9 protein-coding genes and 1 tRNA gene are annotated in these 13,133 nt (G+C 45.0%); 3 read left to right on the forward strand and 7 right to left on the reverse strand.

Annotation, left to right across the window (positions count from 1 at the left end; all coding sequences use genetic code 11):
- Window positions 1-153 precede the first annotated feature (153 nt).
- Entirely contained in the window at window positions 154-1,053 is a 900-nt protein-coding gene (locus tag NSQ68_RS16480) for a carbohydrate ABC transporter permease (RefSeq protein WP_013311057.1), read from the forward strand.
- On the opposite strand, the gene NSQ68_RS16485 is transcribed toward NSQ68_RS16480, so the two are convergent.
- Entirely contained in the window at window positions 1,050-3,311 is a 2,262-nt protein-coding gene (locus NSQ68_RS16485; RefSeq protein ID WP_342426557.1) for a helix-turn-helix transcriptional regulator, read from the reverse strand. The two genes, NSQ68_RS16480 and NSQ68_RS16485, sit on opposite strands and share 4 nt — an antisense overlap.
- Window positions 3,312-3,479: 168 nt before the next feature.
- On the opposite strand from NSQ68_RS16485, the gene NSQ68_RS16490 reads away from it, so the two are divergent.
- Window positions 3,480-4,976, forward strand: a complete 1,497-nt coding sequence (locus tag NSQ68_RS16490; protein ID WP_342426558.1) for a GDSL-type esterase/lipase family protein — start codon at window positions 3,480-3,482, stop codon at window positions 4,974-4,976.
- Window positions 4,977-5,202: 226 nt separating this feature from the next.
- Window positions 5,203-6,321, forward strand: coding sequence for a hypothetical protein (locus NSQ68_RS16495; protein ID WP_342426559.1), 1,119 nt, complete (start codon window positions 5,203-5,205; stop codon window positions 6,319-6,321).
- Between the two features lie 409 nt (window positions 6,322-6,730).
- On the opposite strand, the gene NSQ68_RS16500 is transcribed toward NSQ68_RS16495, so the two are convergent.
- The 6 genes from NSQ68_RS16500 to carA all read right to left on the reverse strand — a co-directional run bounded on the left by NSQ68_RS16500 (window position 6,731) and on the right by carA (window position 13,093).
- Window positions 6,731-6,804, reverse strand: a tRNA-Ile gene (locus tag NSQ68_RS16500).
- Between the two features lie 124 nt (window positions 6,805-6,928).
- Window positions 6,929-7,093 carry a hypothetical protein gene (locus NSQ68_RS16505; RefSeq protein ID WP_014282411.1) on the reverse strand — a complete coding sequence of 55 codons (165 nt, stop codon included), beginning with the start codon at window positions 7,091-7,093 and terminating at the stop codon, window positions 6,929-6,931.
- Between the two features lie 146 nt (window positions 7,094-7,239).
- Window positions 7,240-7,881 (reverse strand): orotate phosphoribosyltransferase, encoded by a 642-nt coding sequence (pyrE, locus tag NSQ68_RS16510; protein WP_061828494.1) that lies wholly within the window; start codon window positions 7,879-7,881, stop codon window positions 7,240-7,242.
- Window positions 7,878-8,672, reverse strand: a complete 795-nt coding sequence (pyrF, locus tag NSQ68_RS16515; protein ID WP_342426560.1) for an orotidine-5'-phosphate decarboxylase — start codon at window positions 8,670-8,672, stop codon at window positions 7,878-7,880. The genes pyrE and pyrF overlap by 4 nt, the downstream gene beginning before the upstream one ends.
- A 67-nt stretch (window positions 8,673-8,739) precedes the next feature.
- Complete coding sequence (gene carB / locus NSQ68_RS16520) at window positions 8,740-11,955, reverse strand: carbamoyl-phosphate synthase large subunit (protein WP_342426561.1); 3,216 nt, start codon at window positions 11,953-11,955, stop codon at window positions 8,740-8,742.
- Window position 11,956: 1 nt separating this feature from the next.
- Complete coding sequence (carA, locus tag NSQ68_RS16525) at window positions 11,957-13,093, reverse strand: glutamine-hydrolyzing carbamoyl-phosphate synthase small subunit (RefSeq protein ID WP_025718621.1); 1,137 nt, start codon at window positions 13,091-13,093, stop codon at window positions 11,957-11,959.
- Between the last annotated feature and the right edge of the window lie 40 nt (window positions 13,094-13,133).

Consider the following 13,133-nt stretch of genomic DNA (forward strand, 5'->3'; position numbering starts at 1 on the left):
TCAACCTTTTCACCTTAGCTAATGATTACTACACAACCTAATGATCATCCGCTGTTTTTCATGATTAGAGAACACCTCAAGATTTGATTATATACGGAATTCTTTCCTCTTGATAAGGTTGCCATGTAAACGATTACGAGGAGGTCAACCACATTGACACAGCCATTACGAAAACAAAAATTACGAAAAAAAGAATCGCTGGGCAGCCGTATCTTCAACATTGTAAACAGTACACTATTGATTCTCATTGCCCTCACTTGTCTCTTACCTTTTTTGAATATCATCGCCAGCTCTTTTGCCTCAACCGAAGAAGTGATAGCCAAGAAGTTCATTTTATTCCCAGTTACTTTTTCCTTGGATGCCTACCGCTATATTCTGTCGACTCCCACCATTTTTAGAGGTCTCGGGGTTTCGGTCGGCGTAACGATCGTCGGTACAGTTGTAAGTATGATATTTACTGCTTTTATGGCTTATGGATTATCCCGAAGATATCTACTCGGCCGTAATACGATTAACTTCATTGTCGTGTTTTCTATGTTGTTTAGTGGGGGGATGATTCCAACATTCCTGGTTGTAAAAAGCATGGGGCTTATCAATTCGTATTGGTCCTTGATTCTTCCCGTGGCCATTAATGCGTTTAACCTGATTATCATGCGTAACTTTTTTCAGGCGCTGCCGGATGATCTGGAGGAATCAGCCAAGATGGACGGGTGCAACGATTTTGGTATCTTCTTTAAAATTATGTTGCCATTAGCCCTGCCTTCTATTGCCACCATCTCTCTATTCTACGCTGTTGCCTACTGGAATACGTATATGCACGCCATTCTCTATATCAATGATTCTGCCAAATGGCCGATTCAAGTCTTGCTACGTCAAATTGTAATCGTTTCCAGTGGTATGCAGGCAGAAGGAACTGCTGTAGATGTCATCCCGCCTGCGCAGACGATTAAGATGGCGGTCATTGTCATTGCGACCGTTCCGATGTTAATCGTGTATCCATTTGTGCAAAAGCACTTTGTCAAAGGAGCTTTGTTAGGAGCGGTTAAAGGTTAATTGGCTTGCTTCATCTTTCGGTAAGCTCCCGGTGTAACCTGTTCCTTTTTCCGAAAAGAGCGGATAAAGTTTTGCGAATTATGATATTGCAGTCGCTCGGCGATTTCTTTAATCGTCATATCTGTCTCAACGAGCCACTTCTTACCCATTTGCAGCCGATAGCCCATCAGATATTCACTAAACGTCGTTCCGTATTCTTTTTTGAAAATGCTGCTTAAATAATTCGGATTGTAATGAAGTCGGTCTCCAATGAGTTCTAATGATAATTCCTGGTCATATTCAGCACGGATAATAGCAGCAATTTTCTCCGAGAGACAGCGGAATTGCTGGTTGGTCTTCTCCTTCATACTTTTTACCATGGGGAAAATAACCTGCTCTAACAGCATACGTTCTATCTCTTCCGGGTTACGGATGTCCAGCAAACGGTGATACAAGGCATGATTGTCTTGCGTCAGCAGCACTTCAATCCCTAATAGCTGCTCCAATTGGATGAGGTTATTCACAAATCGTACCAGCAGCACTTCAAAGTTCATGGAATGATTGTTTTTTATCATCATTTCCTCCAATAAAGAGTGCACGGTATGATATACCTGCTCTTCGTCCCCTATTCGGATGGCATCAAACAGTTTTGATTCCAATTCCGTAGGATAATGAAGCAGCACCGGACCTGAAATGACCATGGAAATATCTTCATAAAAAATAATCGATTCTTTGCCTAAATTTAGGCGGTGATGCAAAGCTTGCTTGCTCATCTCACAGGCTTCTTTACTTTCTAATAAGTTATCATACGCCGTACTAATGCCGATGCTGATGGATACATTCAAATACTCTTTTACGTTTCGAACCAAAAGGGTCGCATCATCCAGGACTTGCTTTCTCATTTCCTGTTCGCTCTTACCTGTCAAAATTAATATGGTGGCCTGAGTGTTATCGTTCAAAATGATGGGAAGCATTCGCTGCTGCTCTGGAATCGTTTCTTCTACGATTTTGTTAATAGCCAGCAGCAAAACGTCTTTATCCGAGGGATCTCGATCTCCCAGATTATCCAGTTGGACTAACAAGGTAATATACATTTGATTCTCGATCTGCGGATAACCCAAGCGAGGCATTTTTCGTGCCAATTCCTCCGCAGAAATACGTTTGCGGAACAGGTTGAGAATCAATTGGGTTTCCAACTGTGGCATTTCGGACTGAATGAGACTTTCCAAGCTTTCCTTCTCGGTTACAATGTTGTCGATAGAATTAATAATCCATTCAATTTCATTTTTAGAAGGTTCATTTTTGAAAGCGAAATTAGGATTTTTAGGCAAGCTGCGTTTTATTTGCTGAAATGGCTTTGTAAAGTAAATGGCAATGAAGTACGCCACCACCACCATTAAGAGCGTTAATACAAGTCCCATCATGATGATCCCAAATTTGGTCGTTTGAAAGGCATCCGCAATTTCTTTTTTATCTAATACCGTTAAGTAAGTCCAATTGTTATAGGCAGATTTGGCGTAAATGACTTGTCGTGCAGGCTGCTGATCCGTTTTCTCCAAAGTTAACATACCTGTGTTGCTCGGCTTCACTGTAGCTTCTGAAATGTGCTGAAGCTGCTGGGTGGACAATAATTGTTCAGCAGGCTGGGTTTCATACATTAAATCGCCTTGATTATTCAGAATAAACACGGGCATATGATCCTCGGTTTGAATGGTATGACTTAACGTCTGCGACGAAATATCAGACAGCGCAATGGCCTGCTTCTTTTTGGAAAACACAGGCAAGGTATTAACAAAACGGATTCCGTTATCTGTTTTTATCCAGAATAGTCCCTTTTCTTGGTGGTCGATATAGGTACTAATCAGCTTTTCTCGTTCCGTTTTCGTCAAATAGGACAGGCTTCCATTGGAGATTCTCCAATTCTGATCCAGACTGATTAGTGAATATTCCGTTCCCTCTAATCCCATCGTAGCAATATAATTGAGCTGAGTATTCACATTCCGATACGCTATAAAATCTTTTTCTGTAATGGGATTTTTCACAACATCATTAAAGGAACTGGTCGTGCTATACGTATTAAAAGCATATTCAATCGTTTGAATTTTCTGCTCCAGGCTATTTCTGATCTGTGCCATGTAGCTTTGCTTGGTATTGGAAACTCTCTCCACAACGGAGCTAATTGTTGTAAAATAGATGTAGCTGCCAAAACTAGCCACCAATCCTACTCCCAAAACCAGAATCGTAATAAAAATAGTGTAGAACATTCTTCCTTTTTTCATTGCGCTCCCCCTCTGGCTCTTTGCATCACATCAAAATTATAGCGCTTTCATAACGAGGTTTAAATCATTTTTTTCACGTGTGCATTATTTTTTACATCCGTATCATTCCAATTTAAGTCGATTTTGTTTGGTTGGCGGCAGTTAAAAAGAATTTTGGAGGAATTACTTATGTTACATGTTGTTAGTCCTAAAGAGCCGATTGTAAAAGAAGAATTTCCGTCAGACACTTCCTTTCTCTCCCTCTATCCCGTAGCAGTTCGTGAAGCTCGTCCTTTTATATTGGTATTACCTGGCGGTGGTTACGAGCAATTGGCCTCACATGAAGGAGAGCCTATAGCTCGGTGGTTGAACGATCTAGGTATTCATGCGGGTGTGCTGGAGTATCAAGTCGGTGATTTCGAGATTACTTCCTTATTGGAGGATGTAGAACATGCTCTGCAATGGATTCGCCAAACAACGCATGATTGGCTAGTCATCCCTGATCAAGTGGGGCTCATCGGTTTTTCAGCAGGTGGTCACTTGGCCTCCATTGTCTCCACGATAGGGAAGGTAAAGCCAGATCTTCTGTTGTTGGGATACCCTGTAATTTCATTTCATGAGCCTTATACACATATCGGAAGCCGTACACATTTTTTAGGGGAACAGCCGACGCTGGAGCAGCTTCAAGCCTTTTCATCTGATCGGCAAGTAACTTCACAGACACCTCCAACTTTGATATGGACTACAGCCAATGATGGGGCTGTACCGGTAGAAAATAGTCTGTTGTTCGCTTTTTCATTATCCCGGGAACGTATTCCGTTTGAACTGCATGTATTTGAGGAAGGGCGACATGGATTGGGACTGTCAGAGGACAACCACGAATGCCGTCAATGGCTCAATCTGGCGGAAACTTGGCTTCAAAAACATGGATATGCTCGGGCAAGGCAACAGATGACAACTCGACTGTTTATCGCAGGGGACTCCACTGCAGCTCAAAAAGGGGCTACCGAAAAACCGATGACAGGCTGGGGTGAACACCTGCAAAGCTACTTGGCACCGTCTGTTCATGTGGACAATCGTGCCGTCAATGGACGAAGCACCAAATCTTTTATAACAGAAGGCCGGTTAGCTGATATTGAAAAAGATATTCAAGCTGGAGATTATCTGTTTATTCAATTTGGACACAACGACGAGAAAAAAGAAGACCCCACTCGCTATACCGATCCTGATGGAGAGTATCGTCAAAACTTAATTCATTACATTCAGTCCGCTAGAGAGCGTGGTGGAATTCCAGTGCTATTGACCTCTGTAAGCCGCCGCCGATTCACCGCAGACGGTGAACCTGATCCGCTAGCTGTAGGAGCCTATCCCGCTGCCATGAGACAAGTAGCCGAGGAAACCAAGACACCCCTGCTCGATATTTTTGAAGCTTCGCAGCAGCTTTATCGTTCCATGGGTGAAAAAGAGTCCCAACTTCTATTTATGCATTTGCCTGAAAAAACGCATCCTAATTACCCTGCTGGTGTAACGGATAATACTCATTTTTCTGACGAAGGAGCAAGACAAATTGCCCAGCTTATAGCGGAAGCCATTCGTCAGTGTGCGGAACTGTCTGCATTAAAACAGCGTATCGTAGAAAGGAATCTAGACAGCGATGAGAAGCTTGCACACCAACTTGTCAACTGATATCAAGAACTAAATAGATACAAACACAAAACGGACTTGGAGCTAATCACTCTGACGTCCGTTTTTCTAGTACCTTTTTCAGTTCATTGATATTGTTATTTTCATTAAGAGGTAAGGAACTGACAAGGTATTACATATTCCAGTAATTAAACCGATAATATTGTTATACAAGATGAAATGAGCAAATCCCCCAACCGATGGGGTACATAAAGAGGTTACACTACATATGTCCAAAAAATTTTTACCTATTCTTTTACTTTCATTAGCGTTATCTGCGTGTGGTCAAGGAAATTCAAATTCAGATGTTGCTACCACCAGTACTGCCGAATCAAAGGAAACAAGTACTCCCGTAGTAACTACAGCTACCGACTCTCTTCAATTTAAAACCTATAGCGGGGAGGGGGTTTCATTCGATTATCCTTCAACCTGGAGCGAATATGACGTCAGCAATTACAACCAACCTACTATTAAAGCTTCTTTTGTTGATCCAGCCCCCAAGGTTCAGTTTGCCGACAATATCAACATTACTGTTCAGGATGGTGTTACAACGGCCAAAGTAGCAGCGGACTCTGCAGTTGCATATTATAAACAAGATACCACCAACATGAAAGATTTTAAAACCAAGACATATGAAAGTAGTCCAAATTTTAATAATACCGCAGGAATTTTGGAAGTTGAGTACACTCAGCCCCAATCTGGAGTAGCTGTGGTGCTGACACAATACATTGTTCCACAGAATCAAAAGCTTTACACTGTGTCCTTGTCTCTTTCCAAAGATTCATATTATAGCATTGGTAAAGAAACGGTTGATCAGATGGTAAACTCTCTGAAAATAGATGCTGTTTCTCAAGCAAACACCCCTGCTTCTTCGGTAACACAAAATACGAAAACAGCGGATGCCATATCTAATATCATTCCTAATCTGGTTGAAAATGAACACCTTGATGAAAAAACTTATCAATACATTGTCGAGCATCATGAGCTGTTCCCGGCTGTAACACCTGCGACAAAAAATGCTGCTAAAGCTGCTGTGGATTCAAAAATTACAACACGCCATCTGTTTAAAAACATTACACCTTATTTGAATAAAATGGTGAAGGTAAGTGGAGAGGTAGTTCAGGTACAAGAAGAGGAAACAGACATTGGAACCATTGCTAATGTGCATATTATGGATGACAATGGAAACTCCATCATCGGCATATATATGGGATCTACTGGAGATATTCTTGACGGTGATCGTGTTACTTTAAGAGGAGTACCCTCATTATCTTATTCCTTTCAGAATGTGGGCGGCGGTACGACCCTCGCCATTATGTTGACTGTATCTACAATTCAAAAGAACTAATGATAAAGTTCCTTCGAGTTTTCTCGGAGGAACTTTTTATATATAGAGTTTAAATCCATAGCAAATACAGAAGAAATCCCACCTAATCCGTTCGAAGTAAAAACACTTGACCTGCCTGAAATGCAGGGAAAGGACTTCCGTAATGCGATATGAGGAATGACTGCTCAACAAGAAAAAAAGTCCGAAACATTACCTTTAGTTAATAAATCTAATGAGTACATGGTAGAGTAACTGCTCCAGAACTGCATAAAAAGGAAATGCAAACTTGTGTCCACTATATCGTTTATTCGCTTGTTATCCACACCGGAATGCCCAAAGGAGAAATTTATGCCCTATTACCCTTTTCCTCATAATACAAAAAAATGAAAATAACAAAAAAACCCTTGCTATGCAAGGGTTTTTGAGGAAATGGGCCCTGAGGGACTCGAACCCCCGACCAATCGGTTATGAGCCGACCGCTCTAACCAACTGAGCTAAGGGCCCTCAAAAAAATTTGTATATTCACGTTACACATTCATAACAGCAACGTTAATTAATATACAACATTTTCTTGTGTTTCGTCAATAGTCTTTCGAAAATTTTCTTTTATAAAATTATTTTTGTGGACTTACGGAATAAATCGGACACCATAACGACCTTTGCGCGAGCGGTACACCTCCACTGCGCGGGGATCATTGTAGCCATACATCCAGCCATCGTGCTCCAACCTTTTTGCCAGACATCCTGCCTGGAATTTAGTCGTGTACAGTCTGCCATAGTAAATCCAATACATCCGAGCTCCCTCTTTTCACATGATGGTAGGAGTAGTGTAACCGGATCGAATTCGATTTACACGGCCCGAGCCATAACAATCTACAATAGTTAGCAACGAGTACGAATCGTTCTAATCATTAGCTCTGTTGTCCCCTATAGCTCATCTTATTTGCCAAAGGAAGCCGGGTCCTGACGCCAAGAACGCAGCAGTTCCATCTCTTCTTCCTGAATGGTTCCTTCACGCAAGGCAACATTCATCAGAGCTGTATAATTGGACAAGCTTTGCAGCTCCACACCTGCTTCTTCAAAAGCTTGAGTCGCTTTGTCTAGCTGGTAGCTGAAAATGGCTAGTACCGCTAACGGCTGAGCGCCTGCTTGTGCTACAGCCTGTGCTGCTTTAATGGAGCTGCCTCCTGTAGAAATGAGATCCTCGATGACCATAACCTTTTGTCCTGGGCTGATGCGGCCTTCAATTTGGTTCTCTTTCCCATGTCCTTTGGCTTTGTCCCTTACATAGGCCATTGGCAGATTTAGCTTTTGCGCCACCCAGGCTGCATGAGGAATCCCTGCTGTAGCTGTCCCTGCAATGACTTCGGTTTCGGGATATTGCTCACGAATGAGGGCAGCAAAGGAGTCTGCGATCAGCTCGCGCACCTCCGGGTAGGACATGGTCAGACGATTGTCGCAGTAGATTGGCGATTTAATGCCGGATGTCCATGTAAAAGGCTGTTGTGGGCGCAATGCCACCGCCTGAATACGTAACAGATGGGATGCAATTTGCTCGGGTATACTATTCAATGTAGTCATACTTGTATCATCTCCTCAATAATGTGTTCCGCTGTGGCGCGTGGGTCTGCTGCTGCGGTGATAGGACGTCCAACGACAATGTAGCTGCTGCCTTGGTCAATGGCTTGTCCAGGTGTAAGCACACGCGATTGATCGCCTGTAGCACTACCTGCCGGGCGTATGCCAGGGGTTATCGTCTTAAATTCTGATCCACATACAGCACGAATGGCAGGCACTTCCAAAGGGGAAGCTACCACACCATCCAGTCCCGCCTCACGGGTCAGTTGTGCGTAACGAACCACTGCATCCTGCACCGTACCAGGAATACCTAACTCCTTATTCATGGTCGTCTGATCCGTGCTGGTCAGCTGTGTGACTGCAATAATGAGCGGCATGGAAAGCGAGCTGTCTGCGGAAATAGCTGCTTCTGCACCAGCTTTAGCGGCTGACATCATATTAACGCCCCCAGCAGCATGTACGTTGAACATATCCACACCTAGGCGGGTAATGCTCTCTGCCCCTCCCCGCACCGTGTTAGGTATATCATGCATTTTTAAGTCCAGAAATACGGAGTATCCTCTGGACTTTAGCTGTTCTACAAAAGCTGGCCCTGCACTATAAAACAGTTGCATACCTACTTTTATATAACAGGGAATCCCCTCTAGCTGCCGAATTAACTGCTCAGCCTGTTGTACATTGGGATAATCTAACGCAACCATCAGCCGTCCTGCCATCTGCTGAAATGCTCCATTCACCGTTCTACATCCCCTTTTCACGTCAATTCGGGTACATTTGCCCGTGATAAAGGACATCCGTCAGCCGAAGCTGATGAATGTCCTTCCCTGTGCTACTTATTTCCTCACATCTATTCGTAACGCATTAGTTGCTCAGGACTGGCATGGATTCGGATGTGAAATTGATCGTTTCCAGCATTCTTAGCAAAGCGCGTACTGTATCCAGTGAGGTCATGCAGACGATGCCATTCTCAACTGCTTCACGGCGGATACGGAATCCATCACGCTCTGGCGTTTTGCCTTTGGTCAGCGTATTGAAGACAAAGTTGGCTTCACCCGTACGGATCATATCCAGGATGTTCGGGTTCCCTTCGCTCAGCTTATTGATCGTGTTCACTGGAATGTTGGCTTGCTCCATAGCAGCCGCTGTTCCACCTGTTGCAATAATTTTATAGCCCAGTCTGTAAAAGCCCTGCATCAACTCGACAGCTTCTTCCTTATCCTTATCTGCCACTGTAATGATGATCGCCCCAGTGGATGGAATTTTCATGCCAGCCCCCACAAGTCCTTTGTACAGGGCTTTGGCATACTGAATGTCGCGTCCCATAACTTCACCTGTCGATTTCATTTCCGGGCCCAGTGTTGGTTCTACACGGCGCAGCTTGGCAAAGGAGAATACCGGAACCTTAACCGAGACATAATTACTTTCAGGCCAAAGGCCTTCTGAATAACCTGCATCTTTAAGCTTACCGCCCAAAATAGCCTGAGTGGCCAGATTCGCCATCGGGATATTCGTTACTTTGCTCAAGAAAGGAACCGTCCGCGAGGAGCGAGGATTAACCTCAATCACGTACACCTCGTCTTGATGAATAACAAACTGGATATTTACTAGACCGATCGTTTTCAATTCCTTGGCGATGCTGATTGTAATTTCCACAATTTTTTGTTTCAACTCGGCAGACAAGTGCTGTGGTGGATACACCGCGATAGAGTCACCTGAGTGAACCCCGGCCCGTTCTACATGCTCCATAATGCCTGGTACTAATACTGTCTCGCCGTCGCAGATGGCGTCGACCTCAACTTCTTTACCCAACATATAACGGTCGATAAGCACCGGATGCTCTGGATTGATTTTAACCGCTTCTTCCATGTACCGCAGCAATTCCGTATCTGAGTACACGATTTCCATAGCACGCCCGCCCAAGACGTAGGATGGCCGTACCAGGACCGGATAGCCTAGCGCCTGTGCGGTTCCTACTGCTTCATCTACCGATGTGACCGTGTTGCCTTTAGGCTGTGCGATAGCCAGACGAGACAAAAGTTGCTCGAACTTTTTCCGGTCTTCCGCTTCATCGATACTTTCCAGACTCGTGCCCAAAATATTCACGCCTGCCGCACTCAGCGGAGCTGCGAGATTAATGGCCGTTTGACCACCGAACTGGACGATAACCCCAATCGGTTTTTCCTGCTCGATGACATTCATGACATCTTCGAAGAAGAGCGGTTCAAAGTAGAGGCGGTCGGATGTGTTAAAGTCCGTAGATACCGTCTCCGGGTTGTTATTGATAATCACTGCTTCGTAGCCCGCTTTTTGAATAGCCCATACCGCATGTACGGTGGAGTAATCAAATTCAATCCCTTGCCCGATCCTAATCGGTCCAGAGCCGAGTACGATAACTTTCTCTTTGCTAGATGGAATCACTTCATTTTCCACCTCGTAAGAGGAGTAGTAGTACGGAGTTGTGGCTTCAAACTCGGCTGCGCACGTATCTACCATTTTGTAGACCGGACGCAGGTTTTGAGCTAGACGGAATTCACGTACCTCACGCTCGGTTGTCATACTGTCGTTTTGGCCCATACTGCGAATCTCGGCGATCGAGCGGTCGGTAAAACCTTTACGTTTGGCCTGATAGAGTGTTTCGTAGGTGAGCTCAGATTCTCCAGCGATGATGGCTTCGAACTTGACGATTCCCTCTACCTTATCGAGGAACCACCAGTCAATTTTCGTCAAATCTTGAATCTCCTGCTGCTGCCAGCCGCGACGGAACGCCTCGGCTACCAAGAACAACCGCTCATCATCTGCTTTAATCAGGCGATCCTTGAGCACATCATCAGACAGCTGTTCGGCTCCCTTAAGATGCAGACGGTGTACACCGATTTCCAACGACCGTGCCGCTTTATGGATGGACTCTTCGAATGTGCGTCCGATGGCCATGACTTCACCCGTTGCTTTCATTTGCGTGCCCAGCTTGCGGTTGGCAGAAATGAATTTGTCAAATGGCCAGCGTGGTATTTTGCTCACGATGTAATCCAGTGTTGGCTCAAAGCAAGCATACGTTTGTCCCGTTACCGGATTCACAATTTCATCCAACGTGTAGCCCAGTGCAATTTTGGCAGCCATTTTAGCAATTGGATATCCGGTTGCCTTGGAAGCCAGCGCCGAGGAGCGACTTACGCGCGGGTTTACTTCAATTACATAGTATTGATAGCTGTGCGGATCAAGCGCAAACTGTACATTACAGCCGCCTTCGATATTGAGGGCGCGGATAATTTTCAGAGAAGCGGAGCGCAGCATCTGGTATTCGCGATCTGACAGCGTCTGACTCGGAGCTACGACGATACTGTCGCCAGTATGCACGCCGACTGGATCAAAGTTCTCCATATTACAGACAACGATGCAGTTATCATTGCCGTCACGCATGACCTCATATTCGACTTCCTTCATACCTGCGATACTTTTTTCCACCAAACATTGTCCGATTGGACTGTATCTTAAGCCAGAGCTGACGGTTTCACGCAGTTCTTCTTCTGTGGAACAGATACCACCGCCTGTTCCCCCTAGCGTATAAGCCGGGCGAACGATAATTGGATAACCGATTTCGTTAGCAAATTCTAACGATTCTTCCAAGGTTGTTACAATTACACTCTCCGGTACAGGTTGTTCCAACTCGCGCATCAAATCACGGAACAGATCACGATCTTCGGCTTTTTCTATCGAATTCAGTTGAGTTCCCAGTAGCTTGACGTTTTCACGCTCCAGCACTCCGGCGCGAGCCAGTTCCACTGCCATATTCAGACCTGTCTGTCCTCCCAGCGTAGGAAGCAGCCCATCTGGACGCTCTTGACGGATAATCTGTGTTACAAAATCAAGTGTAATCGGCTCGATATATACTTTGTCTGCCATGTTGGTGTCTGTCATGATGGTTGCCGGATTACTGTTGATCAGTACTACCTCGACGCCTTCTTCTTTGAGCGCTTGACAAGCTTGTGTACCAGCGTAATCAAATTCTGCTGCCTGACCAATGACGATAGGACCGGAACCGATCACAAGTATTTTTTTAAGTTCTGTATTTTTCGGCATATTAGCGCTCTCCTCTCACTGCGGCGGCGATAGCAGCCTGACGCGGTTGCTTTGGATGATTTCTTTTGTGCTCACGGATCATGTCCAGAAAGCGGTCAAACAGGTAGCCATTATCGTAAGGTCCTGGTGCAGCCTCTGGATGATATTGCACCGAAAACGCGGGATACTTGGTATGTTTAAGACCTTCAATCGTTTTATCGTTGTTATTAATATGTGTCACTTCAAGCTCAGTACCTTGGATCGAATCCTCATTCACCGTGTAGCCGTGATTTTGTGATGTGATAAAGCAGCGTCCGCTCTCCAGTTCTTTCACCGGATGGTTACCACCACGATGTCCGAATTTCAGCTTTTCCGTATCCGCTCCCGAAGCTAAAGCGAACAACTGGTGTCCCAAGCAAATTCCGAAAATCGGATATTCCCCTAACAGTTCAGCTACCGTACGAACAGCATGGGGTACGTCTTTTGGATCTCCAGGGCCGTTAGACAGCTGGATACCGTCCGGGTCCAAGCGACGAATTTCCTCAGCCGTCGTATCATGTGGAACGACAACTACATCGCAGTCCCGTTTGTTCAGTTCGCGCAAAATGCCGCTTTTGGCACCGTAGTCAATCAATACGATCCGCTCTCCGTTGCCAGGACTGCTGTACGGATGAGGTGTGGAAGTCATAGGAACCTGATTGCGCAGTTCTTCAATGGTCAAGTCAGACATCATTTCTTTCAGTTCTTCCAGCGGCTGGGAACCAGTCGTCAAAATGCCCTTCATCGTGCCGTGATGGCGAATAATCCGGGTAAGCATGCGGGTGTCGATGTCGCTAATGCCAATGATGCCATATTCCTTCAGCAAATCGCCCACGCTGTATTGAGCACGCCAGTTACTTGGCGCTGGCTCGTAATGTCTAACAGCAAAGCCATGGACATAAGGCCGTACCGATTCAAAGTCATCACGAGTAATTCCATAGTTGCCAATCAGCGGGTAAGTCATCGTTACGATTTGTCCGCAGTAAGAGGGATCAGTAAGCACCTCTTGATAGCCTGTAATCCCTGTGTTGAAAACGACCTCGCCTGTTTTATCACCTTCCGCACCAAATGATGTGCCTGTAAACAGCGTGCCGTCCTGAAGTAACAATCTTGCCTGCATCCCGTCTCACTCCTCTATATTGTTTCCTGCTATAAGGTTC

It is taken from the genome of Paenibacillus sp. FSL L8-0158 (genome assembly GCF_038592965.1).
GTDB lineage: Bacteria > Bacillota > Bacilli > Paenibacillales > Paenibacillaceae > Paenibacillus > Paenibacillus polymyxa_D.